Raw genomic sequence first — 24,721 nt, forward strand, 5'->3', positions numbered from 1 at the left:
GAGCTGGCGAGAAGCCCGGCAATCTTGCGCTCATGCGTGCGTCCGTTGTCCTTCCCGCCATCCTTCTCCTGCTGATTTCTGGCTGCGCGTCTGCGCCCGAGCCGGAGCATGATGCTGGCCCCGTGCCGCCATCCGGGCAGCCAGAACAGTCTCAACCCGGCACGCCCGACACGGATACCCGCCGTGCCCGTCCCAAGATGCCCGTCCCGATGGCACCACCCGTGCCCGCAGCGTTTGAGGCCCTGCCCGGCTGGCAGGAGGCCGACCTGATGCCAGGCGTGTCGGCACTCAAGCAGAGTTGTGAGGCGTTCAGCGCGAAGGCGGCGGATTCCTACCTTTCGGACTCCGCGCGTTGGGCAGGCCAGGTGCGTGACTGGACACCAGCGTGCGCGGCGATGGGCGTCATTATTAACGAAAGCAGCGCCCGCACCGTATTGCAGGCGCTTTTCAAACCGGTCGAGATCGTGAGCACGGACGGAGCATCACGTTTTACCGGCTACTTCGAGCCGGTCTACGAAGCACGCTATGCCCCCGAGTACCCCTATACAGAACCGGTCCCTGCCCTGCCCGGCGATCTTGTCTCCGAGGGGGGTAACAATGTCTACCAGCGCTTGTCCAACGGCTCGCGTAGACCCTACCCGGCGCGAGAGCAGATCACGAATAATGGTGTACGCCCACTCGCCTATGCTCACCCGGCGGATGTTTTCTTTCTCCAGATACAAGGGTCTGGAAAACTCGCTTTCCCCGATGGCCGTGTCATGAAGGCAGCCTTTGCCGCGCATAATGGCCGCCCGTTCAAATCGACTGCGAACTGGCTCTACAGGCGGGGCTGGATCGGCCGCGGCGAACGTTCGATGCAAGGCATCCGCGCCTGGATGGACCGGGCCAGTGAGGCCCAGCGCCGCGAAGCCATGAATGCAAACCCGCGCTTTGTCTTCTTCACGCTTGAGCCGCGCGAGGATGATGTCAGCGGGCCCCGGGGCGCGATGAGTGTGCCGCTGACACCGTTGGGCTCTGTCGCTGTCGATCGGGCCTATCACCCGCTGGGCGTACCTGTTTTCGTGAAAACCACCGCACCCGGCCTGGGGGGAGACTGGTCTGGCCTGCTCAATGCGCAGGATACCGGGGGCGCAATTACTGGGCCCGTGCGCGGTGACATCTATTTCGGAACCGGTGAAGAAGCCGGCGAACGCGCTGGTACGATGAACGCACCGGGCCGGCTCTGGGTACTGCTCCCGACGCGGCTTGCCGACAGGCTTGCCAGCGACGAGATCTATGCCGGGCTTGGAGCAGACAACTCGGCGCCCTAGATTGCGGCCATGCCGAAGCGGGACCTTACGCCTGAAGAACAGAAAGCCTGGGACCAGGTGCGCAAGTCCGTGCGCCCGATTGGTTCGGCTGCGCGCGTCGCGAAACCAAAGCCAGAGACGGCCGGTGACCTGATCTCTGAGCAGGACATCCCTGCCCCGATGGCGAGCCCGTCCGGCAAGCCCGCGAAACCGGCTAGAAATACACCGCCGTCACACCGCTCCCATACCTTTGTCAGACCACAGGACAGGGGCCATGACAGGAAAGTCCGGCGCGGAAAGATCGAAATATCTGCCCGCTTTGACCTGCACGGTCATACCCAGCAGTCGGCCTGGTCTGCCCTGCCGGCCTTCCTCATGCGTGAGCAGGCCCGCGGCGCACGCTGTGTGATCGTGATTACCGGCAAGGGCAAGTTCGGCGAGGGGGTGCTGAAACGGAATTTCCTGCACTGGCTTGAGATGCCGCAGGCCCGTAGTCTTGTTTCCGGTTATGCCCGCGCACATCCCCGGCATGGCGGCGCCGGGGCTTTCTACGTCTTTCTGAAGCGCCGCTAGGTCCTTGTTTGCCGGGACGCCTTTTCGGCAAGCCCGGAAACGCCGCGACGTTCTGCAAGGGCGTCGGCCACCATATCCAGTGAAACGCCCTTGGCGCGGAGACCGACCAGCAAGTGAAAGAGCAGGTCGGCGGCTTCGGAAGCGGTTTCCCTGCGTCCCTCGGCGGCGATTGCGAGGGCAAGTTCTGCGCCTTCTTCGGCGATTTTCTTGCCGCAGCGAAGCTCGCCCGACTTCAGGAGGCGGGCTGTGTATGACTTTTCCGGATTACCATCCACGCGCTCATCGACGGTACGCGCCAGCGTCGAAAGCAGGGCTGTCAAACGGTCCGCAGAGCCAAGGTCCTGTTTTCCCATGATTATTCCTGTCGCTTAAGAGTCAAACGGTCTCACCGGGGCCCCCGCCGCGGCAAGGGCTGCGCGGGCTTCAGAAAGGCCTACCTCACCAAAGTGAAAAATCGATGCGGCAAGCACAGCGTTGGCACCGCCTTCCAGTACGGCCGGAGCGAGGTCTGCTGCCGATCCGGCGCCGCCTGAAGCCACCACGGGAATGGTAACGGCGGAGGTAATGGCCTGGAGAAGCGGAATATCAAAGCCGGACTTGGTCCCGTCCTTGTCCATGGAGGTCAGCAGGATCTCGCCTGCCCCACGCCGTTCAGCCTCCTTGGCGAACTCTACGGCATTGATCCCGGTCGGCTTACGCCCGCCATGCGTGAAAATTTCCCAATGGTTCCCGGTCTGGCGTGCATCTATCGCGACGACCACAGCCTGACGCCCCCCTTTCGCTGCACAGCGCGATATGACGTCCGGATCGGCAACGGCGGCGGAATTGATCGCGACCTTGTCGGCACCTGAGCGCAGGAGTAGTACCAGGTCATCCGCCGAGCGCACGCCACCGCCTACGGTCAGCGGCATGAAGCATTGCTCGGCCGTGCGCCGCACGACATCGAGCATGGTGCCGCGTCCTTCATGACTGGCCGTGATATCGAGAAAACAAAGTTCGTCGGCCCCCTGCGCGTCATAGATTTTCGCGAGTTCTACCGGGTCGCCCGCATCGCGCAGGCCAACGAAGTTGACGCCCTTGACGGTGCGTCCGTCTTTCACATCCAGACAGGGTATAATGCGGGTCTTGAGCATTCCAGTCAGGCCCTCGCAGCGATGATTGCCGCTTCTGGGTCGATATCGCCATCATAAAGGGCGCGGCCCAGAATTGTGCCCGAAATCGCCCGTTCGCCGCCCGCATTTTTGAGGTCTTCAATGTCCTTGATGCTTGCAACACCGCCCGAGGCGATCACGGGAATCGTAACAGCCTGGGCCATCTCGCTGGTAAACGCGACATTCACGCCAGTCTTCATGCCATCGCGAGAGATATCCGTAACGACCAGCCCCGCAACGCCGCATCCTTCAAAGACCCTGGCCAGCTCAACCGCTTTCATGTCGGACGTTTCCGCCCAGCCCTCGACTGCGACACGGCCATCCTTGGCATCAATCCCGACAACGATCTGACCGGGCAGCTCGCGCGCGGCAGACTTGACAAGCTCCGGGTCACGCAGTGCGGCTGTGCCCAGGATGACACGGGAGACACCGGCTTCCAGCCAGGAATCGATCTGTGCGCGTGTGCGAATGCCGCCGCCGAGCTGCACAGGAACTTCCGTCTGGGCGAGGATGGCGCGCACGGCCTCGCCATTGGCGCTGTCCCCGGCAAAGGCGCCGTTCAGGTCGACGACGTGCAACCGGTCAAACCCCATGCGGCGGAAGCGGTCTGCCTGGTCAGACGGATCGGGATTGAACGAGGTAGCCTTGTCCATCTCGCCGCGCAGCAGGCGTACGCACTGGCCGTCTTTCAGGTCAATCGCGGGATAGAGGTCAAACTGAGCGGTCATACCGGGTCCCATGTGAGGAAGTTTGCAAGCAGGCGCAGGCCGACGCGCTGGCTTTTTTCAGGGTGGAACTGCGTGCCAAACATATTGTCCCGCGCAATCGCGGCTGTGATCGTCTCGCCATATGTCGCGGTCGCGGCAAGATCGTCTGAATTTTGCGGGCGCATGGCGTAGGAGTGGGTGAAATATACATGCGGTTCATCCCCCAACCCCGTGAGGATCGGATGATCCTGCTCGATTTCGAGGCCATTCCAGCCCATGTGTGGGACGGCAAGATCCGGTCCTGGCGTGATCCTGTCGACATCTCCGTCAATCCAGGCAAGCCCCGGCGTTTCCCCGTCCTCAAGACCGCGTGTGGCCATGAGCTGCATGCCGACGCATATACCAAGAAAAGGCGCCCCTCGCTGGCCGACGGCTTCTTCGAGTGCTTCGGTCATACCGTCACACGCCCGCAGGCTTTCCGCGCAATCTGCAAAGTGCCCTACACCCGGCAACACGATCCTGTCTGCCGAGCGGACGGTTTCAGCGTTCCCCGTCATCTCGATATCGATATCGGCACCGGCCAGTACGGCCGCGGCCCGCAGGGCGCGCTCGGCCGAATGCAGGTTGCCGGAGCCATAGTCGATCAAAGCAAGTGTTGTCATCTGGCGCGCTCTTACCCGTGGAGAGGATTATATGGAAGGGGCTTGTGGCTTGATCCCATGCAATCACTGCCGCAAGCTGGGCAGCAAGTTATCTTAATGGAGTTTTCTCATGCGTTTCCTGTCTTCTGTCTGTCTGGCCGGCCTGTTCGCCGTTAGCGCAATGCCTTCGGCTGCGGACCCTGCGAATGAAACCGCGCTCAACATGGTCGAGCAGAAAAGCGAATTGACGCAGGACCTCGCCACGAAACTCTGGGAATGGTCTGAGGTTGGCTACCAGGAAACGAAATCGTCTGGCCTCTTGCAGGAGACACTGGCCGGCGCAGGTTTTGAGGTCGAGGCTGGTGTCGCCGATATTCCGACGGCCTTTATCGCGGAATATGGTTCGGGTGAGCCGGTCATTGCGATTCTGGCAGAGTTTGATGCCCTGCCGGGGATCAACCAGAGCAAGGCGCCGACGCGAGAGCAGGTCAGCAACAAGCATGCCGGTCAAGCGTGTGGCCACAACCTCTTCGGGGCCGGCTCGGTCTCTGCGGCCATTTCAATTCGTGACTGGCTCGAGCAGACCGGGACCGAAGGCACGATCCGCGTTTACGGCACACCCGCTGAAGAAGGCGGCAGTGGCAAGGTCTATATGACGCGCGCCGGGCTTTTCGATGATGTCGATATTGCCATGCACTGGCACCCCGGTGATGAGAACTCGGCAGCAGCGAACACATCTCTGGCCAACCGTTCGGCGAAATTCCGCTTTACTGGTGTGTCGGCCCATGCCGCAGGCGCGCCAGAGCGCGGGCGCTCTGCGCTCGACGGGGTGGAGGCCATGAACATGATGGCCAACATGATGCACGAGCACATGCCGCAGGATGCGCGTATGCACTACGTCATCACGGCGGGCGGCAATGCGCCTAACGTCGTGCCGGACTTTGCGGAAGTCTTCTATTATGTCCGCCATCCCGATGCTTCGGGCGTCGAGGACCTCTGGACACGTCTGGAAGATGCAGCCGAGGGCGCAGCGCAGGGCACTGGAACAGAGGTCGAGTGGGAGGTCATCCATGGCAACAACCCGCTACTGGTCAATGAGCCTCTGGCCCGGATGATGGATGACAAGCTGCGCGAAGTTGGCGGCGTTGAATACAATGCCGAGGAACAGGCCTATGCCGAGCAGCTTGCGAGTTCTTTCGATAATCCGGATCTGAAGCTTGGCTCTGAGGATGAAATCCAGCCTTTCGAGATTTCACTCGGCTACGGGTCGACCGATGTGGGTGATGTATCCTGGGCTGTGCCCACCGTCGGCCTGCGCACCGCGACATGGGTGCCGGGGACATCCGCTCACAGCTGGCAGGCGGTCGCCGCCAGCGGCATGTCCATCGGACACAAGGGCGCGCAGGTTGCTGCCAAAACACTGACGCTTGCCGCCATCGAGCTTTACCAGAACGAAGAGCTCGTCGAGACGGCCTGGGACCAGTTCGAGGAAAAACGTGGCCCGGATTACGAGTACAAGTCCCTCCTCGGGGACCGTGAGCCGCCGCTTGATTACCGCAAATAAGACCGTGCGGGGCGCATGAGAGTGCGCCCCGTTCCCTCCATCAATATAGAGCATCTGGCGATGACTGCTTTCAGGGTTCTGCTTGTCGCCCTCTGGGTGGGGCTTGCCGTTTATACTGGCATCGTGATTGCGCGGGAGGGGATGAACCTGCTACCAATCTTTTTCGGTGACATGGCAAAACTGATCTGGCCCGGTCAGTTCAATCTAGACTTTCTGTGCTTCCTGGTCCTGTCAGCGCTCTGGACGGCGTGGCGGAATGGCTTTTCTGCCGCAGGCCTGGGGCTGAGTGTGCCCGCCTTTTTTGGCGGTGCGGGATTCTTGCTGCCCTACCTCTTTGTCCTGAGCCTTCACGCGCGCGGTGACATGAAGAAAGTGCTTCTCGGCATCCACGCCAGGAGAGATATACCGGAATAGGCGGTGCTACAGGCTGCCCTTGGTGGAGGCCGGCTTGCCTTGCAGGCGCGCGTCGGCACTCACCGCCATGCGGAGCGCCCGCGCGGTCGCCTTGAAGCAGCTCTCGGCGATGTGGTGATTGTTCTCGCCGTAGAGATTTTCGATGTGCAGGCACATTCCGCCATTACCGGCGAGTGCGTGGAAGAATTCCTTGAACAGCTCAGTGTCGAGATCACCGACCTTGTCGCGGCGAAAATCGACCCGCCATACAAGATAGGGCCGCTTGCACAGGTCGATCGAGGCGCGGCTCAGCGTTTCGTCCATCGGGATATAGGCGTGGCCGAACCGTGTGATGCCAGCAAAGTCACCCAGTGCCTGCTTGATGGCCTGACCTATGACAATGCCTGTATCCTCGACGGTATGATGGGCATCAATGTGCAGGTCGCCTTTCGCTTTCACGTCGAGATCGATGAAGCTGTGGCGCGACAGTGAATCAAGCATATGATCGAAAAAACCGACGCCTGTTTCGATGTCGGCCTTGCCCGTTCCGTCGAGATTAACGGTAACGGTAATGTCGGTTTCCCGCGTCGTGCGCGTGATTGTGGCGGTGCGTGCATCAGTCATGGGGCCATCACATAGGTTGTCCTGACCTGAAGAGCTAGACCGAATTCATTCACGGAATTCTAAAGTTTAGCCGCCAGACGTAACATGGGTTAATTTTTTTGATGGGCTGAACGGGTCCAAGGTAAGGTCTGTAGACCGTGGATAAACTAAGCCGCACGTTTGCCAAGACGCGCTTCGCGACCGCGCTGCCGCTCGCTGCGGCATTGCTGGCCGCAATGCTGGCGGTCCTGTTTATAACAATCTTTTCCATTGCAGCTGAAGCCCGCTCCATTCGTCTTTCAGACCGGGCAGCGCAGCAAATGGCGGAAGCGGTGTCTGTCGAGCTCCAGAATGGAGACACGGCCGCAGTCAGGACGATCGTCGAAACCGCTGCGCCGGAAACGGCCCTCATTACGGATGGCACTGGTGCGGTGATCGCGGGTGCTGAAAACCGGGCTCTGCTCACAGAAGGCCGGAAATACCCGCTGGTGCAAAACGGCGAAGAGATCGGCCTGCTGCATGCCGGGCGGATCGTCCAGGGCGGCCTGCCCCTGCCGCTTCCCGCACTTCTGGCGTCAACGCTTTTCATAACCGGCCTTGCCTACTGGCTTGCCAATTATTTTGCGGGCCTTGCGAGTTCCCAGCTCATGGAGATCAATTCAACTCTCAAGCGGATGAGTGCGGGCCGGGCATCAAGATCAAAGGATACGCCTCTTGTGTTCGAGGAATTCCGCTCTCTGAGGGCTGAACTCGTGCGCAGTTTTCACAGGCTGAAGGGGGAAAACCGTCGCCTGTCCCAGGCCGCCTATAGCGATGAGCGTACCGGACTCGGCAATGCTGCGCGCCTGACAAACCAGCTGACCGAGTTCATCTCCCGCTGCTCTTTTGAGGAACCGGCTGCCTACATCCTGATTGAGGCTGAGGGTTTTCAGACTTACTCCGATGCCCAGAGCACGCTCCTGCCCAATGATGTCCATGCGGCCATGGCCCGCCGGATTTCGCAGTTTGTCGCCGCGCTGGAGGAAGAATTCTCCATGCCGTCCGGAAGCTGGCCGGTCTTTGCCCTTCAGTCGGATGAATTTGCCATCGTCGTCGACCGTCTTGGTGCGCGAGGCGATGTCATGCGCTTTGTTCGCCGCCTCTTGGAGGCATTGCGCCAGCCCTATGATATTGCCGGTCAGACCATACGGCTCTCACCCTGTGCCGGGATCGCGATTCTGCCGGAAGATGGCCAGTCCCCCCTGGAGGTTCGCAAGCGCGCTGAATCGGCACTTTACCAGGCCCGGCGCAGTGAGGACCTGAACTTCCAGTTCTATTCGCCGAAGTTCGACCGGCAGGCCGCGGCTCGCAAACGGCTGGAGTCGGAAGTGCGTGCGGCTGTTGAAGCCAACAGGTTTGTGCCGGTTTTCCAGCCAAAAGTGGACCTCAGAACAGGACGGATCGTCGGCTCAGAGGCACTTGCCAGATGGAAGCTGGAAAGCGGGCGCATTGTATCGCCGAATGTGTTCATCCCCGTCGCTGAGTCCATGGGGCTCATTTCCCGCATCGGCATGCAGATAACAGAGCAGGCCTGTCACGCCGCAGCCCGCTGGCACCGGGAGGGCTTCAGGGACGTATCGGTGGCAGTGAACGTTTCGCCATTGCAGTTTGAATCCGATGACCTTGGGGCGATGATCATCAACGCCATGAGCGAGGCGGGGCTGCCGCCAAAACTCATGCAGCTGGAAATTACCGAGAGCGTCGCTGTTTCCGATCCTGACCGTCTGCGTGATGTCATCAGCCCGCTGAAGAGCATGGGTGTGAGGCTGGCGATGGATGATTTCGGGACCGGCCATTCGAACCTGTCGCTGCTCGGACGACTGCCCTTCGACGTCTTCAAGATCGACCGGAGCTTCATTTCCAGCCTGTACACGGACAAGCAGGCGCCTGCGATTGTCGAGATGATCCTTGGGATGGCCGAAACGCTCGGCATGGAAACAGTGGCTGAAGGCGTCGAGACCGAAGCACAGGAAAAATTCCTGCGTCATCGCGGATGTGACCAGTACCAGGGCTATTTCTATAGCCCGCCAGTGTCCCTGGAAAAATTCCTCGAAATGCTGGTGAAGGACCAGGACTGTTCGTCTGCCAATGCAGGCTGATCACAGCCGGGCCTTGCGAACGGGCTGCGGGTGCGCCACATCACTTTCGTGACAGATCAGAACGCTTCAAACTCATCCCTGTGGCACGGCACGACCATTCTCGCCGTGCGCACAGGTGACAAGGTCGTGATCCTGAGCGATGGCCAGGTGTCGATGGGACAGACCGTCATGAAGGGCAACGCCCGCAAGGTGCGCCGCCTCGGTGATGGACAGATCCTCGCCGGGTTTGCAGGCGCGACGGCGGATGCTTTCACGCTTTTCGAGCGTCTTGAACAGAAACTTGAGCGCTTTCCCAACCAGCTTCAGCGCGCTGCTGTCGAACTGGCCAAGGACTGGCGCACCGAAAAATACCTGCAGAAGCTGGAGGCGCTGCTGATCGTTGCTGACAAGGAGGCGACCCTGGTGATCACCGGGGCGGGCGATGTGCTTGAGCCGGAGCATAATGTCGTCGCGGTCGGCTCTGGCGGCAATTACGCCCTGGCGGCCGCACGCGCTCTTTACGGCTACGAGAAAGATGCCGAAGCGCTTGGCCGCAGGGCGATGGAGATCGCAGCCGACATATGTGTCTACACGAATTCAAACTTTTCGATTGAAACCCTGGATGTGAACAGCTGATGGACGTTCTGACCCCAAAGGAAATTGTTGCAGAGCTGGACCGTCACATAGTCGGTCAGGCCGATGCCAAACGTGCTGTAGCGCTTGCCCTGCGCAATCGCTGGCGCCGCAAGGAAGCGCCGGAAGAGCTGCGCGAGGAGATCACACCCAAGAATATCCTGATGATCGGGCCGACAGGCGTCGGCAAGACCGAAGTCTCCCGCCGCCTCGCCAAGCTTGCCAATGCGCCCTTCCTCAAGATCGAGGCAACCAAGTTTACCGAGGTTGGCTATGTCGGCCGTGATGTCGAGCAGATTGTCCGTGACCTGGTTGAGTCTGCCGTTGGCATGGTCAAGTCCCAGCGCCGCAAACAGGTTGAGGAACAGGCCCGCGAGGCCGCAGAGAACAGGTTGCTCGATTCCCTTGTCGGTGAGGACGCCCAGACCTCCACGCGCGAGGTCTTCCGCCGCAAGCTGCGGGATGGCGAGCTGGATGACCGCGATATTGATATTGAGCTGGCCGATACCGGCAATCCCATGCCGATGATGGACATGCCGGGGGGCGGTGGCTCTATGGGCATGGTCAATCTTGGCGACCTGCTCGGCAAGGCGATGGGCGGACGAACCAAACGTGTCCGTACGACCGTTCGTGATGCCTACAAGCCACTGATCGGCGAAGAAGCTGACAAGCTGATCGATGAAGAGAGTGTGACCCGCGAAGCGATCCGGCTGGTCGAATCCGACGGGATCGTATTTCTGGACGAGATCGACAAGGTCGCTGGCGCGAGCCAGAAGAGCGGGGCCGATGTAAGCCGTGAAGGCGTACAGCGTGACCTGTTGCCGCTCATCGAGGGGACGACGGTCTCCACGCGCCGCGGGCCGGTGCGCACAGACCACATCCTCTTCATTGCCTCCGGCGCGTTCCACGTTTCGAAACCGTCTGACCTGCTTCCGGAATTACAGGGGCGCCTGCCAATCCGCGTGGAGCTGCGTGCGCTCACGCGGGATGACATGCGCCGCATCCTGGTTGAACCGGAAGCCTCTCTCATCAAGCAGCACGAAGCGCTGATGAATTCCGAAGGCGTGACGCTGGTTTTCGAGGATGCCGCAATAGATGCACTTGCCGACATTGCCGTGAAGGTCAACGACACGGTGGAAAACATCGGCGCCCGTCGTCTTCAGACCGTTCTTGAGCGCCTGCTGGACGAAATCAGTTTTACCGCACCGGACCGCTCAGGCGAGACCGTGACGATTACGGCGGATTACGTAGAGGCCCAGCTGGCCGACCTTGCAGGCAATTCCGACCTGTCAAAGTTCATTCTGTAGCCGGGGCCGCAGCACGGCGAACCGGCAGGTGTTTCTTGCCCCAGTCGCGAAAAGCGGCAAGTGCCGGCCCGAACTCCCGGCCCTTTTCGGTGAGCACATAGGCGTGGCGCACGGGGCGGCTCTGATAAGGGCGGCGCTCCAGGATACCGGCCTCGACGAGACGCTTCAGCCGGCTCGAGATGATGTGTCGGGTCGCGCCTGTATTCTCGGCGAATTCCTCGAATTTCGAGAAGCCGAGAAAACAATCCCGCAGAATAAGAAGGGTCCACCGGTCCCCGACCAGGGTGAGTGTGCGCGCAACCGGGCACCAGTTTTCTTCAAGATCTGTCCATTTCATGATTGCAACATAGACTGATTTGCGTAGGTTCCAAATAGGAATGGAGCAAGTTCATGAAGCCAGTTGCAATTATTATAGGCGCCGGCGACGCCACAGGAGGCGCGATCGCGCGGCGATTTGCGCGCGGCGGCTACCGGTCGATATGTGTCAGGCGGACGCAAGAATCCGGCGAGCCGCTGGCGGCCGACATAAGGGCGAACGGACATGATGCCGAGGCGGTCGGCTGTGATGCACGGTCGGAAGAGGCGATGACGGCCCTGTTTGACCGGGCTGAAGCGGAATTCGGGCCAGTCGAGGTCGTGGTTTTCAATATTGGCGCGAACGTTCATTTCAAGATCACTGAGACGACGGCACGCGTCTATCGCAAGGTGTGGGAAATGGCGGCCTTTGCTGGTTTCCTTGCCGGGCGCGAAGCCGCCCGTGTAATGGAGCCGCGCGGGGCGGGGACGATCCTGTTTACCGGCGCGACCGCGTCAGTGCGGGGCGGGGCCGGCTTTTCGGCTTTTGCCGGTGCCAAGTTTGCCCTGCGCGCCCTTGCCCAGTCCATGGCGCGGGAGCTTGGCCCCAAAGGCATACATGTCGCGCACTGCATCATAGATGGCGCGATTGATACGGCCTTCATCCGGGACAATTTTCCGGAGCGGTACGCGCTGAAGAACCAGGACGGGATCCTTGATCCCGATGCTATCGCAGAGAGCTACTGGATGCTCCACCAGCAACCCCGAAGTGCCTGGACCCAGGAGCTTGACCTGAGGCCGTGGATAGAAACATTCTAATTTGGAACTTACAGGGAGAGGAGGTCGTGATGGCCAGAACACTGGAATTCTTTTTCGATTTCATAAGTCCGTTTTCATATGTCGCCTGGCATGCGCTGCCGCATCACCTGGACACTGCCGAGAGTGACATCGCCTACCGCCCGGCATTTCTGGGTGCGGTGATGCAGACCACAGGCAACCGTCCGCCCGCGACTGTCCCGGCCAAGGGGGCCTATATGACACGGGACATCGAGCGGTGTTGCCAGCGCTATGGCATTGCATACCGGATGAATCCGAATTTCCCGATGATGAATACAAGACCCGTTCTGCGCGCAGCCTGCGGTCTGGCTGATGCGCCCGCAGAGCAGGTAAGGTTCATAGATACGATATTTCACCATGTCTGGGCGGCATCGGAGCCGCTGAAGACCGATGACCTTGAGCAGGTGGCAGCCGTCTGTGAAGCGGCCGGGTTGGATGGTGCCCGTATGGTGGCCTTGAGTGAAAATGAAGATGCAAAGGCTAGGATGAAAGCCAACACCGACGAGGCTATCTCTCGTGGAGCTTTCGGCATGCCGAGTTTCTTCGTTGGCGAAGACCTGTTCTTCGGCCATGACAGGCTGGATTACGCAATCGAGGCCATGCGCGCGTAATTCGGGGGCTGATATGAGGCTGACGGGGCGCGCAGTGTGGTCACTTCTGCCGCGCGGCCTGCTGGATCAGCACCTGACTGATAACGGCCTTGATGGTCGCGGCCGTGAATGGCTTCTGGATGAGGTAGGCGGGCTCGCCACTGATGCCCCTGAGGAGTTTCTGCGGATAGGCCGTTATGAAAATGGTGGGCGTACCGGTCTGGTTTGTGATTTCGCTGCAGGCCTCTGCGCCTGAAGATCCATCCGCCAGCATGATGTCGGCTAGCAGGAGATCCGGTGCCTCCTGTTTACAGGCCGCAATTGCCGCCTGGCTTGTTGCGGCGGTGCCCAGGACCTGATGCCCCATACCGCGCACGGTCTGGGCAATATGCGCAGCAACAAGGGGTTCGTCCTCGATGATGAATACTTTGCGCGGTCCTGCAGAAAGAAGCGCCTTCTCCGCAGAGACGAGGAGGTCATCGACCTCACCACCATGCTTTTTCATGATCGCGGCTGTTTCGTCAGTAGAAAAACCCTCCAGAGCCGTGAGCAGGAGCGCGCGGCGGGGGTCCGAGGCCAGCAGGCGGACTTCGTGGCGCGGCTGGCGTGTAGGCAGGGTCGTCAGGTAAGCGTCCAGCCGTGCGAACAGGGCCAGCCGGTCCATATTCAGAACGATATCCTGTGGCAGGGACTCAAGCAGGGCATCAACAAGTTTGTCGCCCATCGTCTGCTGGCCGATGACCGCCCGGGCATACCGCCTCAGGAATGCAATGTCGCTTTCTGCCTGCTGGTTCTCGCTCAACACGGATCCCTTCGACCCCCATTCTGGGAATCACCAATATGGGATGATGTCTAAACCCGTTAACCTTGACAGTATGCTAACCAACTGCAGTTGCAGCAGTTCCGCCCGCGCGGACTGGCCTGGACCCGGCGGGCCCAGGCCATGAAAACAGTAATATCAGACGTTGATGCCGGCAGCCTTGGCGAGCTCGGCATACGGGGTCTCGGGCCGAGGGCCGTAATGCGAGATCACTTCGGCCGCTGCGATATGGCCGAGCTTGGCGCAGGTTGGCAAAGGCAGGTCTCGTGACAGGCCGAACAGGAAGCCGGCAGCGTATTGGTCCCCGGCGCCAGTGGTGTCGACGACCTTTGACACAGGCTCGGCCGGCACGGAGACCGGTTCGCCATCACCGATAACAACCGAGCCTTTTTCCGAGCGCGTGATCGCGGCCAGCGACGTGTCAGCCTGGAGTTTCTTCACGGCCGCATCGAAATCGTCCGTCTCGTACAGCGAAAGCAGTTCGTCCTCGTTGGCGAACAGCATGTCGACATGGTTCTTTATCAGGTGAAGAAAGCTGTCGCGGTGACGCTCGACGCAGAAGCTGTCGGACAGGGTAAGCGACACTTTTCGTCCGGACGCCTTGGCGATTTCCGATGCATGAGCGAAGGCCTTCTTCGCCGGCTCCTGATCGAAGAGGTAGCCTTCAAGATAAAGAATGCCGGCCTTTTTCACCATGTCTTCCTGCACATCGTCAGGCGAGAACAGGACAGATGCACCGAGAAACGTGTTCATGCTGCGCGCGCCATCGGGCGTCACAAAGATGATTGAGCGGGCCGTTGCCGGGCCATTATCGAGCGGCGGGGTGGTAAAGTTGATACCGATATCGGTCATGTCCTTGCGGAAGACGTCGCCGAGTGGATCGGATGCGACCTTGCCGATATAACCCGCCTTCGCACCAAAACTGGCCAGCCCGACAATCGTGTTCGCGCCTGAGCCACCGGATAGTTGGCGAGCATCCGTGGAGGCTTTTGTCAGCTCGTCCGCCCGAGGTTCGTCGACGAGGGTCATCCCGTCCTTGCGAATATTGTACTGATCCAGGAATGAATCCTCCACGGGAGCGATCATATCCACAATGGCATTTCCAAGACCGACGACATCGAGCTCGATATCCGACACGTGCACCTCACTTTGTTGATTAGGACTGGGCGTTGCCTTCGCAAACATGACGCGCCGATGCAAGGCAGGGGGAGGAATTAGACTCAGGTTCCCGTTGGCCTGCCTGATGGGCGGGCAGGCCAATCTACGTCCTCATGACCGGTCTGAAAAAGCAGAAATCAGGAGTCGTTCAAACAGAGACACCGGCCTTTTCTGCGTCGGCCAGGAAGGCTGCGAGGCCCTTGTCAGTCAGGGGGTGATTGACCAGTCCTCGCAGGACGCCCGGCGGCAGCGTTGCGACATCCGCCCCGGCCAGTGCAGACTCCTTCACATGATTGGCGCTGCGAATGGATGCCGCCAGGATCTGCGTGTCGAAGAGGTAGTTGTCATAGATGGTGCGGATATCCTCGATCAGCTCCATGCCGTCGATATTGATATCATCCAGACGCCCGATGAAGGGCGAGATGTAGGTTGCGCCCGCCTTGGCGGCGAGCAGGGCCTGGTTGGCGGAAAAACAAAGCGTGACATTCACCGCCGTCCCCTCGTCGGCGAGCGTGCGGCATGCTTTCAGGCCATCCAGGGTCAGGGGCAGCTTGACGGCGACGTTTGAGGCGATCTTCTGAAGTGTCCGGCCTTCGGAGATCATGGTGTCGTAGTCTGTCGCAACGACTTCCGCGCTGACATGACCGGGCGTGAGTTCACAGATTTCGGCAATGACATCGGAGAACTTGCGGCCTGACTTGGCAACAAGGGACGGATTGGTGGTGACGCCATCAATCAGGCCCGTTTCAGCCAGGTCCTTGATTTCGCTTGTATCGGCTGTGTCGACGAAGAATTTCATGCTGCTGCTCCCTGGCTCGTTCCTTCAGGGATTTAGCAGGCGTATGCCCGTGCGACTAGGCGCTGGTACTGAGCTTCTGAAAATACTCGATCGTTTTTTCGAGCCCATCGCGCAGCTTAACGCGTGGCTGCCAGCCAAGGGTCTCCTGCGCACGTGTGATGTCGGGTTTGCGCTTGCGGGGATCATCAGCCGGGAGCGGCTTGTGAATGATCTGCGACTTTGCGCCCGTCAGCTCGATAACGAGCTCGGCCAGTTCGCGAATGGTGAATTCCACCGGATTGCCGAGATTGATAGGCCCGGTCACGCCGGCCTCGGTGTCCATGAGACGGATCAGCCCGTCTACGAGGTCGTCGACATAGCAGAAGCTGCGGGTCTGCTGGCCATCGCCATAGAGCGTGATGTCTTCACCGCGCAGGGCCTGCATGATGAAATTGGAAACGACACGACCGTCATTCGGGTGCATGCGGGGGCCGTAAGTGTTGAAAATCCGCGCGACCTTCACATCCATGCCGTGCTGACGGTGATAGTCGAAGAACAGGGTTTCGGCACAGCGTTTACCTTCATCGTAGCAGCTGCGCGGGCCAATTGGATTGACATTGCCCCAGTAATCTTCCGTTTGCGGATGAATTTCCGGATCACCATAAACTTCCGACGTGGATGCCTGCAGGATTCGTGCTTTTGTACGTTTGGCCAGCCCAAGCACATTGATTGCGCCGTGTACGGATGTCTTGGTCGTCTGCACAGGGTCGAACTGGTAATGAACCGGGCTTGCCGGGCAGGCCAGGTTATAGATCTGGTCGGTTTCGACAAAGAGCGGGAAGGTCACATCGTGACGCATCAGTTCGAAGCGAGGATTCTCCATCAGGTGCGCAACGTTCGTGCGCGTGCCGGTGAAGAAATTGTCTACGCACAGGACTTCCGCACCGCTCTCCAGCAGGCGCTCGCACAGATAGGAACCGATAAACCCGGCACCGCCCGTAACAAGGATGCGGGGCGCGAGATGCATCAGCCCTGCGGCCTCCCGACAGAGGTATAGTCAAAGCCACGTTTTGACATGTCTTCCGGCGAGTAGATGTTGCGCAGGTCCACCACGACGTCACCTTTCAACGTGTCCTTGACCCGGTCAAGATCGAGCGCGCGGAACTGGTCCCACTCGGTAATGATGACCATCGCGTCTGCACCCTCGATCGCGCCATAGGCATCATCGGCATAGACCAGCCCATCCATCATTTTCCGGGCTTCTTCCATGCTTTCTGGGTCATATGCCCGCACGGTTGCGCCAGCTTCGATCAGGGCCGGGACGATGTCGAGCGAGGGCGCATCCCGCATATCGTCCGTATTCGGCTTGAAAGCGAGGCCGAGCACACCGATTGTCTTGCCCTTCAGGTCGCCGTCCATCGCCTTGATGACCTTGTCGGCCATGGCTTTCTTGCGCGCGGTGTTGACCTCGACCACCGTGTCGATGATGCGCACCGGGCTGCCGGCCTCGTTGGCCGTACGGGTCAGCGCCAGCGTGTCTTTCGGGAAGCACGAGCCGCCATAGCCCGGCCCGGCATGCAGGAACTTGTTGCCGATCCGTCCATCCAGCCCAATGCCACGTGACACCTCCTGGACGTTGGCGCCGACAGCCTCGCACAGGTCCGCCATCTCGTTGATGAACGTGATTTTCAGCGCAAGGAAAGCGTTTGCGGCATACTTGATGAGTTCGGAGGTCGGCCGTGTCGTGAACAGGATGGGCGTCTCGTTGAGGAAGAGCGGACGGTAAAGCTCACGCATTACTTCGCGGGCGCGCTCGCTGTCCGTGCCAACGACCACCCGGTCGGGGATCTTGAAATCCTTGATCGCAGCGCCTTCGCGCAGGAATTCGGGGTTGGAGACCACTGCGAAGTCCGCATCCGGCTTGGTCTTGCGGATAATCGCCTCGACCTCATCGCCGGTGCCGACAGGCACGGTGGATTTTGTCACCACGACGGTGAACCCGTCCATCAGTTCGGCAACTTCCTCGGCCGCGCCATAGACATAGGAGAGGTCGGCATGGCCGTCGCCGCGCCGGGACGGTGTGCCGACGGCGATGAAGACCGCGTCGGCGTCGGCGATAGCGTCCTTGGCCTCGGTCGTGAAATTGAGCCGGCCCGCCTTGACGTTCTGGGCGACGAGCTCATCCAGGCCGGGCTCGAAGATCGGAATCTCGCCCTTCTTGAGCCGGTCGATCTTGGAAGCGTCCTTGTCGACGCAGGTCACGACATGGCCGAAATCGGCAAAACATGCCCCGCTTACCAGGCCGACATATCCTGTCCCGATCATCGCTACGCGCATGGCTTCATCCCGTTTTCAGTTACGCCACTGGTTTGGGCGCGAGGGGTGCGATTTTTCTCACAAAAGGTCAAGCCGGAGGGGCAGGCGGGAGGTAACACTTAAATCTCCTGGTTATATGCCCCGACCTCTTCATGCTTGCCGAGGCGCGGCTTGACCTCCCTGTGGAACAGGTCGCGCATGTCGTCGGCTGATTGCAGGCTTTCCACGACAACGACCAGCTCGGGCTTGTTCGAGGAAGCACGGACCAGCACCCAGGAGCCATCTTCCAGTGTCACCCGGGCGCCATTGACCGTGTTCACTTCGACGACCTTGCGGCCCATGATCTCTGTCCCTTCGAGTGATTTATATTCCTCGACCATGCGGTCGATCACGTCATATTTCAGCTCGTCATCGCAGTGCGGTGACATGGTCAGGGAGGTGTAGGCGATGCCCAGCTCGTCCTTCAGGTCTGCCATGGTCTTGTCAGGGTTGCGGTCGAGCATCTGCAGGATCGCCCCGGCCGCAACGATGCCGTCATCATAGCCAAGCCCGACTGGCGGGCGGAAGAAGAAGTGGCCGGATTTCTCGAACCCGGCGAGCGCATCAAGCTCGGTCGTTCGGCGTTTGATGTAGGAGTGGCCGGTCTTGTAATAGTCGACCGCCGCGCCGTTTTCTTTCAGAACCGGGTCGGTCTTGTAGAGCCCCGTCGATTTCACATCGACGACAAAGCTGCGGCCCGGATGTACGCGGGAAAGATCGCGCGCCAGCATGAGACCGATCTTGTCAGCGAAGATTTCCTCGCCCGTATTGTCGACCACGCCGCAGCGGTCGCCATCGCCATCAAAACCGAGCGCGACATCCGCGCCATGCTCTTTCACGGCTTTCGCCATGGCGTGCAGCATTTCGGAATCTTCCGGGTTGGGATTGTATTTCGGGAACGTGTTGTCGAGGTTGCAGTCCATCTCGATCACTTCTGCGCCCATCGCGCGCAAGGCGTCTGGAGCGAAGGCGCCTGCTGTGCCGTTTCCGCAGGCCGCGACGACCCGCAACTTGCGCTTCAGGCTGATGCCGGCACTGAGCGAAGCGATATACTTGTCCCGGATTCCGTCGACGCGGAAGTTGCCGCCCCGCGCATGGGGATGAAAATCGCCATTGAGGACGATTTCCTTGAGACGGCCCATCTCGTCAGGACCAAAGGTAAGCGGCTTGTCGGCCCCCATCTTGACGCCGGTCCAGCCATTCTCATTGTGGCTGGCTGTCACCATCGCGCAGCAGTCGGCATCAAGCTCGAACTGCGCCCAGTAAACCATGGGTGACAGGGCAAGCCCGATGTCGAGAACATCGCACCCGCCCTCGACGAGGCCGAGCTTCAGGGCATTCTTGATCGGCAGGGAGATCGACCTGTAGTCGTGGCCAACCACCACTTTTGGCTTCACGCCAAGTTCATGAAAAAGCGTGCCCATACCCAGCCCGAGTGCTTCGGCCCCCAGCAGGTTGAGCTCTGGCGTTTTTTCGCTGCCGGGGGTACCGAACCACCAGCGTGCATCATATTCACGAAAACCTGTCGGCTTGATAAGCGGCAGGGTCTCGTACTCAAGCGAGTTGGGGGCGATGTCGGCGCGCGGTTTTGGCATCATGGCCGATAACTCCTTGATCAGACTGTATCGAGTTCACACGGAAACATGACATATATCCAGTGCGGAGGCCCAATTTATTTCGACCCGGCCTCAGCGGTCAGAAAGTTGGCAAACCAGCGGCCAACCAGGTCATTGTCCACGGGTCTTTCCAGACTCGCGCATGCGTCATCCACACGTTCTTCGCTGAAAGCCGTGCCCCGCCGCACATTGTAGAGCGCGCAGCTGAAGCCGGCCGAGAACTCGGGGTGGCCCTGGAAGCTGATGGCGGGCACGTTGTCATATTCGAGAGCGGCATAGGGTGTGAAATCGGAGGCGGCCACGATCCGGGCCCCGTCGGGACGGGACAGGACCTGATCCTGGTGGCTCACGCCGAGCGAGAAAGTGTCTCCCTCAAGCCCTGTCAGCCAGTCTGGTTTGTAGCAGACGTCATAGACATGCCGGCCGATTCCCCAGCCCTTGCCGGACTTCTCGACACGGGCGCCAAAGGCAGCGGCAATGGCCTGATGGCCGAAACAGACCCCGATCTGCGGTACGCCCGCCTCGCCAGCAGAGCGAATGAAATCCATCAGGGGTGCCATCCACGGGTGATCCTCATACACGCCTGCCGCAGAGCCCGTCACGAGCACGGCGTCAAGATTTCCCACATCCGGGAATGGCGCACCCTCGCTGACCGGAACGCTTTCGCAAATCAGTCCGGGTGCGTGGGGCGCAATCAGGCGCTCGAACATTTCCGGGTAGCGCGGCCAGTCCGCCCGGATCGCGCTGGGAGGCAGGCCGGTTTCAATAATTGTCAGTTTCACGGAGCGCTCACCTCTGTTTGCGGCTCTTCGGGTTGCTGCCGGGCGGCAATCCATTCGTCGATTCTTGCTTCCAGCGCATCCAGCGGAAGTGATCCCGCTCCCAGGACGGTGTCGTGAAATGCGCGGATGTCGAAGCTGGCGCCAAGCGCGTCTTTCGCCCGTTCACGGAGCTCGAGAATCTTCAGCTCGCCGATCTTGTAGGCTGTCGCCTGGCCGGGCCACCCTATATAGCGGGTTACTTCCGTCTGGATATTGAGGGGGGCAAGCGCGGAGTTTTCCGTAAAGCAGGCCTCGGCCTTTTCCCGGCTCCACCCATACCAGTGCAGTCCTGTGTCCGCGACGAGACGGCAGGCGCGCCACATTTCCATCGACAGTGCGCCAAAGCGTTCATATGGCGTCTGATAGATGCCCGCTTCACCGGCCAGTTTTTCCGCATAAAGCCCCCAGCCTTCACCGAAGGCGGTTGCATAATATTCGCGGCGGAAGCGTGGAACGTCTTCCAGTTCCTGGGCCAGCGCAATCTGCAGGTGATGGCCTGGCACGGCCTCATGCGCTGACAGGGCCGGCAGTTCGTAGAGCGGTCGCTGGTCGAGAGCGTATGTGTTGACGAGATATGTCCCGGCCACCCCTTCTTCAGGATCACCGCCTGCGTAGCGCCCCGTCGTGTAGCCTGGTGCGATCGAGGCCGGCACAGGTTCAACACCATAGGTCAGGCGTGGCAGCTTGCCGAAATACTCTGGCAGCGTCGCATCGAGACGCTTGGAGATCAGGGCAGCCTTTTCCATCAGGTCTTCCGGCGTCTTGGCATAGAATTGCGGATCGTTCCGCAGGAAGTCGAGGAAATCTTTGAAGGAGCCGGGAAAGCCGATCTCCTCAATGATGCTTTCCATCTCGGAGCGGATGCGGGCCACTTCCTCCTCGCCAAGGGCATGAATTTCCTCGGGCGAGTAGCCGGCCCCCGCCGTATGATCGCGGATCATCGCGGCATAGTAGGTCTTTCCGTCGGGCAGGGAGACGATGCCGGGCTCGGGACGGGCTTCGGGTGCATATTCTGTTTCCAGGAAGGTGAGCAGCTCGGCATAGGCGTCTATGGCGCGCGCCACGGCCTTGTGACCGGCGGCTTCCAGCGCGGTCCGGGTCTGCGGCGTCATGCTCTCAGGCAGGGTTTCGAAGGGTTTCCAGAGAGGACTTTCTTCCGGGCGGTCGACGATCTGTTCGCGGACATGCGCGATGACCGTGTCCAGTGGATCACTGTGTGCCGTCCAGCCTGTCCTGATGCCGCGGCGCATGTTCTGGGCGTTCTCTCGGAAATAATGCGGCAGATCATTCAGGCGGGCAATCCACGCTCCGGCTTCCTGCTCATCACGCAGGCGAAGTTTTCCGGCGGCAAAGAAAGGTTCGGCATGAAAGCCCCAATCGCCGGTAAACGGGATGCGCGCCGTATCAAACTCGGCCTGTATCTGAAGGCCAACAAGCAAGTGATTGAGAATTTTCCATTCCGGAGAAGTCTTGTCTTCGGCGTCCTCCAGCTTTTGTGCCAGAAGGCTGGCGCGTTCGGCCAGGTTTGACACATGTGTCTGGGACACGTCCGCCCAGCGCCGGGGTGCCCTGTCTTCGGCGCGTGCCTGGGCGACCGGGTTCGCGGAAAGCGCAAGCGCTTCATAATCTTCAATCACTTCATGAAGTGGTGAAGGTTCCGGGGCCGGCGGTCCGGTGGTTTCTTGCGCCGTCTGCGCCGTCACTGGTGACGCAAGGGCAAGTGAGGCCAAAAGGGGGATGATCGCTGATTTCATGGCATGATTGCCTTTCATGTCGCGTTGACACCACGCTGCACCATTCTAGAACCCGCATAACAAATCAAAAGGTTTCGGGAGATTCCCAATGGCAGGTTCTGAATGGTCTGATCCCCGTCCTATGTCACCACATCTCCAGATTTGGAAGTGGCACTGGACCATGGCGGCCTCTATTTTTCATAGGGTCACGGGCGTAGGCAATTATCTTGGTGCATTGCTTATCAGTGTGTGGGTCGTGTCGCTGGCCGCCGGGCCGCAGGCTTACGGTGTTGTCCAGACGGTCATGCTCTCGGCTGTCGGGCAGATCCTCCTCTTCTTCTGGCTGACATCGCTGCTGTTCCATTTTGCAAACGGGATACGCCACATGCTGTGGGACGGGCCCAAGGCCGGGTTCGATCCGAAGGTTGCGAGTGCCTGGTCGATCTTCAATTTCGCTTTCGCAATTGTCGCCGCGGCAACAATCTGGTCGCTTGCGACCAACCTGATCTAGGAGCGCGCGATGAGCACGAATTACGAAACTCCCACCGCTGCTGCCCGCGGCCTCGGCTCCGCAAAATCCGGCACGGCACACCATATCCGCCAGCGCGTCTCTGCCATCGCGCTTGTCTTTCTCGTGCCATGGTTCCTGTATGGCCTGATTACGGCAAGCCGGGCCGGGTTTGCAGGTGCCACAGCATGGATGGCTCAGCCCTGGAATGCGATCCTCCTGATCCTCGCCCTGGGTGCGGCATTCTATCATATGCGCCTTGGTATGCAGGTTATCGTCGAGGACTATATCCAGAAGGCGGGAATGAAGCAGGGGCTTCTCATCCTGAATACATTTGTCTGCGTCGGCCTGTTTGCAGCGACGGCGCTGTCGGTTCTCAAGATCTGGATTTCTGCCGGCGCCTAGAGCGCGCCCGGCGACCGGAAGGAAGTCAATATGTCTGACTACAAGTTCATCGATCACACCTACGATGTCGTCGTTGTCGGCGCGGGCGGCTCCGGCCTGCGCGCAGCCCTTGGCGCCGCACAGGCCGGTCTCAAGACCGCCTGTATCACCAAGGTTTTCCCGACCCGTTCCCACACGGTGGCGGCACAGGGCGGGATCGCCGCATCGCTGGGCAATATGGGCCCGGACGACTGGCGCTGGCACATGTACGACACGGTAAAAGGGTCCGACTGGCTCGGCGATCAGGATGCGATCGAGTATCTCACGCGCGAAGCACCCAAGGCGGTTTACGAGCTTGAGCACTGGGGTATGCCCTTTTCCCGCAACGAGCAGGGCAAGATTTACCAGCGTCCCTTCGGCGGCCACACGACTGAGTATGGTGAAGGCCCACCCGTGCAGCGCACCTGTGCGGCTGCCGACCGTACCGGCCACGCGATGCTGCACACGCTGTACGGCCAGTGCGTCAAGAACGACACCGAGTTCTTCATCGAGTATTTCGCGCTCGACCTCATCATGGATGAGGAAGGTGCCTGCCGCGGTGTGACGGCCTGGAAACTTGACGATGGTACGGTTCACCGCTTCCGCGCCCAGAAGACTATCCTGGCGACAGGCGGCTATGGCCGTGCCTTCTTCTCCTGCACATCGGCCCATACCTGCACCGGCGACGGCAATGCGATGGTCCTGCGCGCGGGCCTGCCGCTTCAGGACATGGAGTTCATCCAGTTCCACCCGACCGGCATTTATGGGGCTGGCTGCCTGATTACCGAAGGCGCGCGCGGGGAGGGCGGCTATCTCACGAATTCCGAGGGTGAGCGCTTCATGGAGCGCTATGCGCCGCGCGTGAAGGATCTCGCATCGCGCGATGTCGTCTCGCGGGCCATGACGGTGGAGATCCGTGAAGGTCGCGGTGTCGGCGAAGGCAAGGACCACATCCACCTTCACCTCGAACACCTTCCGCCAGAGACACTGGCCGAGCGTCTGCCGGGCATTTCCGAGACGGCCAAGATTTTCTCCGGCGTTGACGTCACCAAGGAGCCGATCCCGGTCCTGCCGACGGTCCACTATAATATGGGCGGCATCCCGACGAATTATCACGGTGAGGTGCTGACCAAGAAAGGGGCCGATACCGATAGTGTCGTGCCTGGCCTCATGGCTGTGGGTGAAGCCGCCTGTGTCTCGGTTCATGGCGCCAACCGGCTCGGCTCCAACTCGCTCATCGACCTTGTTGTGTTCGGCCGTGCGGCGGGTCTTCGCTGTGGCGAGACCCTCGACCCCGGCGCGAGCCAGCCAGAGGTGCGCGACGCCCAGACCGATGCTCACCTGGCCCGGTTCGACCGGATCCGCAATGCCAGCGGCGACCAGCCGGTCGCAAAGCTCCGCCTTGAGATGCAGAAGTCGATGCAGGAAAACTGTGCCGTCTTCCGCACAGGCGAAGTGCTCGACGAGGGCGTTCAGAAGATTGCCAGCGTTTACGACAAGAGTGCCGGGATTGACGTCAAGGACCGTGGCCTGATCTGGAACACGGACCTCGTTGAGGCCCTTGAGTTTGACAACCTGATCGGGCAGGCCGCCGTCACGGTGAACGGCGCGGCCAACCGCCAGGAAAGCCGCGGGGCGCATGCCCGTGAGGACTATTCCGACCGCGATGACGGGACCTGGATGAAGCACACCCTCGCCTGGGTGGATGACGCCGGAAAGGTCACCATCGATTACCGCCCCGTGCACGAATACACCATGTCGAACGACATTGAGTATATCGAGCCCAAGGCCCGCGTTTACTAGGGAAACA

The 24,721-nt window shown here is 60.3% G+C and carries 26 protein-coding genes; 12 read left to right on the forward strand and 14 right to left on the reverse strand.

Annotated elements, in window-relative coordinates; all coding sequences use genetic code 11:
• Positions 1-32: 32 nt before the first annotated feature.
• Together Q1K31_RS05330 and Q1K31_RS05335 are read left to right on the forward strand one after the other, a co-directional pair.
• Positions 33-1,310 (forward strand): MltA domain-containing protein, encoded by a 1,278-nt coding sequence (locus tag Q1K31_RS05330; RefSeq protein WP_300377491.1) that lies wholly within the window; start codon positions 33-35, stop codon positions 1,308-1,310.
• A gap of 9 nt (positions 1,311-1,319) precedes the next feature.
• On the forward strand, positions 1,320-1,862 hold the full coding sequence (locus Q1K31_RS05335) for a Smr/MutS family protein (RefSeq protein ID WP_300377493.1): 543 nt from the start codon (positions 1,320-1,322) through the stop codon (positions 1,860-1,862).
• Here Q1K31_RS05335 and hisE read toward each other — a convergent pair.
• The 4 genes from hisE to hisH are packed head-to-tail and all read right to left on the reverse strand — an operon-like array spanning position 1,859 to position 4,382.
• Positions 1,859-2,215: a phosphoribosyl-ATP diphosphatase gene (gene hisE, locus Q1K31_RS05340; RefSeq protein WP_300377495.1), complete on the reverse strand. Its 357-nt coding sequence runs from the start codon at positions 2,213-2,215 to the stop codon at positions 1,859-1,861. The genes Q1K31_RS05335 and hisE overlap by 4 nt on opposite strands.
• Positions 2,216-2,230: 15 nt before the next feature.
• On the reverse strand, positions 2,231-2,995 hold the full coding sequence (gene hisF / locus Q1K31_RS05345; protein WP_300377498.1) for an imidazole glycerol phosphate synthase subunit HisF: 765 nt from the start codon (positions 2,993-2,995) through the stop codon (positions 2,231-2,233).
• A gap of 5 nt (positions 2,996-3,000) precedes the next feature.
• A complete protein-coding gene (gene hisA / locus Q1K31_RS05350) occupies positions 3,001-3,741 on the reverse strand; it encodes a 1-(5-phosphoribosyl)-5-[(5-phosphoribosylamino)methylideneamino]imidazole-4-carboxamide isomerase (protein ID WP_300377500.1) in 741 nt (246 codons plus the stop codon).
• Positions 3,738-4,382, reverse strand: a complete 645-nt coding sequence (gene hisH, locus Q1K31_RS05355; protein WP_300377502.1) for an imidazole glycerol phosphate synthase subunit HisH — start codon at positions 4,380-4,382, stop codon at positions 3,738-3,740. Before hisH ends, hisA begins: the two co-directional genes overlap by 4 nt.
• Positions 4,383-4,491: 109 nt before the next feature.
• On the opposite strand from hisH, the gene Q1K31_RS05360 reads away from it, so the two are divergent.
• Together Q1K31_RS05360 and Q1K31_RS05365 are read left to right on the forward strand one after the other, a co-directional pair.
• Positions 4,492-5,925, forward strand: coding sequence for an amidohydrolase (locus tag Q1K31_RS05360; protein ID WP_300377504.1), 1,434 nt, complete (start codon positions 4,492-4,494; stop codon positions 5,923-5,925).
• Positions 5,926-5,985: 60 nt separating this feature from the next.
• Entirely contained in the window at positions 5,986-6,339 is a 354-nt protein-coding gene (locus tag Q1K31_RS05365) for a hypothetical protein (RefSeq protein ID WP_300377506.1), read from the forward strand.
• A gap of 6 nt (positions 6,340-6,345) precedes the next feature.
• On the opposite strand, the gene hisB is transcribed toward Q1K31_RS05365, so the two are convergent.
• Positions 6,346-6,942: an imidazoleglycerol-phosphate dehydratase HisB gene (hisB, locus tag Q1K31_RS05370; protein WP_300377507.1), complete on the reverse strand. Its 597-nt coding sequence runs from the start codon at positions 6,940-6,942 to the stop codon at positions 6,346-6,348.
• A 137-nt stretch (positions 6,943-7,079) separates the two neighbouring features.
• On the opposite strand from hisB, the gene Q1K31_RS05375 reads away from it, so the two are divergent.
• From Q1K31_RS05375 to hslU, 3 genes are read left to right on the forward strand one after another with little or no spacing between them, the layout of a single operon-like run.
• A complete protein-coding gene (locus tag Q1K31_RS05375) occupies positions 7,080-9,059 on the forward strand; it encodes a bifunctional diguanylate cyclase/phosphodiesterase (protein ID WP_300377509.1) in 1,980 nt (659 codons plus the stop codon).
• 48 nt (positions 9,060-9,107) lie between these two features.
• On the forward strand, positions 9,108-9,674 hold the full coding sequence (gene hslV, locus Q1K31_RS05380) for an ATP-dependent protease subunit HslV (protein ID WP_300377511.1): 567 nt from the start codon (positions 9,108-9,110) through the stop codon (positions 9,672-9,674).
• Positions 9,674-10,978 carry an ATP-dependent protease ATPase subunit HslU gene (gene hslU, locus Q1K31_RS05385; RefSeq protein ID WP_300377513.1) on the forward strand — a complete coding sequence of 435 codons (1,305 nt, stop codon included), beginning with the start codon at positions 9,674-9,676 and terminating at the stop codon, positions 10,976-10,978. The genes hslV and hslU overlap by 1 nt, the downstream gene beginning before the upstream one ends.
• Here hslU and Q1K31_RS05390 read toward each other — a convergent pair.
• Entirely contained in the window at positions 10,968-11,315 is a 348-nt protein-coding gene (locus Q1K31_RS05390) for a helix-turn-helix domain-containing protein (protein WP_300377515.1), read from the reverse strand. The genes hslU and Q1K31_RS05390 overlap by 11 nt on opposite strands.
• A gap of 53 nt (positions 11,316-11,368) precedes the next feature.
• Here Q1K31_RS05390 and Q1K31_RS05395 point away from each other — a divergent pair, with 53 nt between their 5' ends.
• Both Q1K31_RS05395 and Q1K31_RS05400 read left to right on the forward strand, forming a co-directional pair.
• A complete protein-coding gene (locus Q1K31_RS05395) occupies positions 11,369-12,091 on the forward strand; it encodes an SDR family oxidoreductase (RefSeq protein WP_300377517.1) in 723 nt (240 codons plus the stop codon).
• A 29-nt stretch (positions 12,092-12,120) separates the two neighbouring features.
• Complete coding sequence (locus tag Q1K31_RS05400; RefSeq protein ID WP_300377519.1) at positions 12,121-12,720, forward strand: 2-hydroxychromene-2-carboxylate isomerase; 600 nt, start codon at positions 12,121-12,123, stop codon at positions 12,718-12,720.
• Positions 12,721-12,760: 40 nt separating this feature from the next.
• Here Q1K31_RS05400 and Q1K31_RS05405 read toward each other — a convergent pair whose 3' ends face one another.
• The 8 genes from Q1K31_RS05405 to Q1K31_RS05440 all read right to left on the reverse strand — a co-directional run bounded on the left by Q1K31_RS05405 (position 12,761) and on the right by Q1K31_RS05440 (position 22,001).
• On the reverse strand, positions 12,761-13,501 hold the full coding sequence (locus Q1K31_RS05405; RefSeq protein WP_300377521.1) for a response regulator: 741 nt from the start codon (positions 13,499-13,501) through the stop codon (positions 12,761-12,763).
• 156 nt (positions 13,502-13,657) lie between these two features.
• Positions 13,658-14,656: an adenosine kinase gene (locus Q1K31_RS05410; RefSeq protein WP_300377523.1), complete on the reverse strand. Its 999-nt coding sequence runs from the start codon at positions 14,654-14,656 to the stop codon at positions 13,658-13,660.
• Positions 14,657-14,825: 169 nt separating this feature from the next.
• Complete coding sequence (fsa, locus tag Q1K31_RS05415) at positions 14,826-15,476, reverse strand: fructose-6-phosphate aldolase (protein WP_300377525.1); 651 nt, start codon at positions 15,474-15,476, stop codon at positions 14,826-14,828.
• 55 nt (positions 15,477-15,531) lie between these two features.
• Entirely contained in the window at positions 15,532-16,482 is a 951-nt protein-coding gene (locus Q1K31_RS05420; protein ID WP_300377527.1) for a UDP-glucuronic acid decarboxylase family protein, read from the reverse strand.
• On the reverse strand, positions 16,482-17,792 hold the full coding sequence (locus Q1K31_RS05425; RefSeq protein WP_300377529.1) for a UDP-glucose/GDP-mannose dehydrogenase family protein: 1,311 nt from the start codon (positions 17,790-17,792) through the stop codon (positions 16,482-16,484). The genes Q1K31_RS05420 and Q1K31_RS05425 overlap by 1 nt, the downstream gene beginning before the upstream one ends.
• Positions 17,793-17,890: 98 nt before the next feature.
• Positions 17,891-19,408: a phosphomannomutase/phosphoglucomutase gene (locus Q1K31_RS05430; RefSeq protein ID WP_300377531.1), complete on the reverse strand. Its 1,518-nt coding sequence runs from the start codon at positions 19,406-19,408 to the stop codon at positions 17,891-17,893.
• Between the two features lie 74 nt (positions 19,409-19,482).
• Positions 19,483-20,208 carry a glutamine amidotransferase gene (locus Q1K31_RS05435; protein WP_300377533.1) on the reverse strand — a complete coding sequence of 242 codons (726 nt, stop codon included), beginning with the start codon at positions 20,206-20,208 and terminating at the stop codon, positions 19,483-19,485.
• Positions 20,205-22,001: a DUF885 family protein gene (locus Q1K31_RS05440; RefSeq protein WP_300377534.1), complete on the reverse strand. Its 1,797-nt coding sequence runs from the start codon at positions 21,999-22,001 to the stop codon at positions 20,205-20,207. Before Q1K31_RS05440 ends, Q1K31_RS05435 begins: the two co-directional genes overlap by 4 nt.
• A 121-nt stretch (positions 22,002-22,122) precedes the next feature.
• On the opposite strand from Q1K31_RS05440, the gene sdhC reads away from it, so the two are divergent.
• The 3 genes from sdhC to sdhA are packed head-to-tail and all read left to right on the forward strand — an operon-like array spanning position 22,123 to position 24,714.
• Positions 22,123-22,491 (forward strand): succinate dehydrogenase, cytochrome b556 subunit, encoded by a 369-nt coding sequence (gene sdhC / locus Q1K31_RS05445; RefSeq protein WP_300378261.1) that lies wholly within the window; start codon positions 22,123-22,125, stop codon positions 22,489-22,491.
• Between the two features lie 9 nt (positions 22,492-22,500).
• The gene (gene sdhD / locus Q1K31_RS05450; RefSeq protein ID WP_300377535.1) at positions 22,501-22,893 is read left to right on the forward strand and encodes a succinate dehydrogenase, hydrophobic membrane anchor protein; all 393 of its coding nucleotides are present in this window, start codon (positions 22,501-22,503) and stop codon (positions 22,891-22,893) included.
• A 30-nt stretch (positions 22,894-22,923) separates the two neighbouring features.
• Positions 22,924-24,714, forward strand: coding sequence for a succinate dehydrogenase flavoprotein subunit (gene sdhA / locus Q1K31_RS05455; protein ID WP_300377536.1), 1,791 nt, complete (start codon positions 22,924-22,926; stop codon positions 24,712-24,714).
• Positions 24,715-24,721 lie beyond the last annotated feature (7 nt).

The organism is Henriciella sp. (assembly GCF_029936995.1).
In the GTDB taxonomy this organism is placed as follows: domain Bacteria; phylum Pseudomonadota; class Alphaproteobacteria; order Caulobacterales; family Hyphomonadaceae; genus Henriciella.

What these genes read in the sequence shown, in the direction of transcription:
- Q1K31_RS05330 (WP_300377491.1), top strand. Translation starts at nt 33, where the DNA reads ATGCGTGCGTCCGTTGTCCTTCCCGCCATCCTTCTCCTGCTGATTTCT.
- Q1K31_RS05335 (WP_300377493.1), top strand. Translation starts at nt 1,320, where the DNA reads ATGCCGAAGCGGGACCTTACGCCTGAAGAACAGAAAGCCTGGGACCAG.
- hisE (WP_300377495.1), bottom strand. Translation starts at nt 2,215, where the DNA reads ATGGGAAAACAGGACCTTGGCTCTGCGGACCGTTTGACAGCCCTGCTT.
- hisF (WP_300377498.1), bottom strand. Translation starts at nt 2,995, where the DNA reads ATGCTCAAGACCCGCATTATACCCTGTCTGGATGTGAAAGACGGACGC.
- hisA (WP_300377500.1), bottom strand. Translation starts at nt 3,741, where the DNA reads ATGACCGCTCAGTTTGACCTCTATCCCGCGATTGACCTGAAAGACGGC.
- hisH (WP_300377502.1), bottom strand. Translation starts at nt 4,382, where the DNA reads ATGACAACACTTGCTTTGATCGACTATGGCTCCGGCAACCTGCATTCG.
- Q1K31_RS05360 (WP_300377504.1), top strand. Translation starts at nt 4,492, where the DNA reads ATGCGTTTCCTGTCTTCTGTCTGTCTGGCCGGCCTGTTCGCCGTTAGC.
- Q1K31_RS05365 (WP_300377506.1), top strand. Translation starts at nt 5,986, where the DNA reads ATGACTGCTTTCAGGGTTCTGCTTGTCGCCCTCTGGGTGGGGCTTGCC.
- hisB (WP_300377507.1), bottom strand. Translation starts at nt 6,942, where the DNA reads ATGACTGATGCACGCACCGCCACAATCACGCGCACGACGCGGGAAACC.
- hslU (WP_300377513.1), top strand. Translation starts at nt 9,674, where the DNA reads ATGGACGTTCTGACCCCAAAGGAAATTGTTGCAGAGCTGGACCGTCAC.
- Q1K31_RS05390 (WP_300377515.1), bottom strand. Translation starts at nt 11,315, where the DNA reads ATGAAATGGACAGATCTTGAAGAAAACTGGTGCCCGGTTGCGCGCACA.
- Q1K31_RS05395 (WP_300377517.1), top strand. Translation starts at nt 11,369, where the DNA reads ATGAAGCCAGTTGCAATTATTATAGGCGCCGGCGACGCCACAGGAGGC.
- Q1K31_RS05400 (WP_300377519.1), top strand. Translation starts at nt 12,121, where the DNA reads ATGGCCAGAACACTGGAATTCTTTTTCGATTTCATAAGTCCGTTTTCA.
- fsa (WP_300377525.1), bottom strand. Translation starts at nt 15,476, where the DNA reads ATGAAATTCTTCGTCGACACAGCCGATACAAGCGAAATCAAGGACCTG.
- Q1K31_RS05420 (WP_300377527.1), bottom strand. Translation starts at nt 16,482, where the DNA reads ATGCATCTCGCGCCCCGCATCCTTGTTACGGGCGGTGCCGGGTTTATC.
- Q1K31_RS05425 (WP_300377529.1), bottom strand. Translation starts at nt 17,792, where the DNA reads ATGCGCGTAGCGATGATCGGGACAGGATATGTCGGCCTGGTAAGCGGG.
- Q1K31_RS05430 (WP_300377531.1), bottom strand. Translation starts at nt 19,408, where the DNA reads ATGATGCCAAAACCGCGCGCCGACATCGCCCCCAACTCGCTTGAGTAC.
- Q1K31_RS05440 (WP_300377534.1), bottom strand. Translation starts at nt 22,001, where the DNA reads ATGAAATCAGCGATCATCCCCCTTTTGGCCTCACTTGCCCTTGCGTCA.
- sdhC (WP_300378261.1), top strand. Translation starts at nt 22,123, where the DNA reads ATGTCACCACATCTCCAGATTTGGAAGTGGCACTGGACCATGGCGGCC.
- sdhD (WP_300377535.1), top strand. Translation starts at nt 22,501, where the DNA reads ATGAGCACGAATTACGAAACTCCCACCGCTGCTGCCCGCGGCCTCGGC.
- sdhA (WP_300377536.1), top strand. Translation starts at nt 22,924, where the DNA reads ATGTCTGACTACAAGTTCATCGATCACACCTACGATGTCGTCGTTGTC.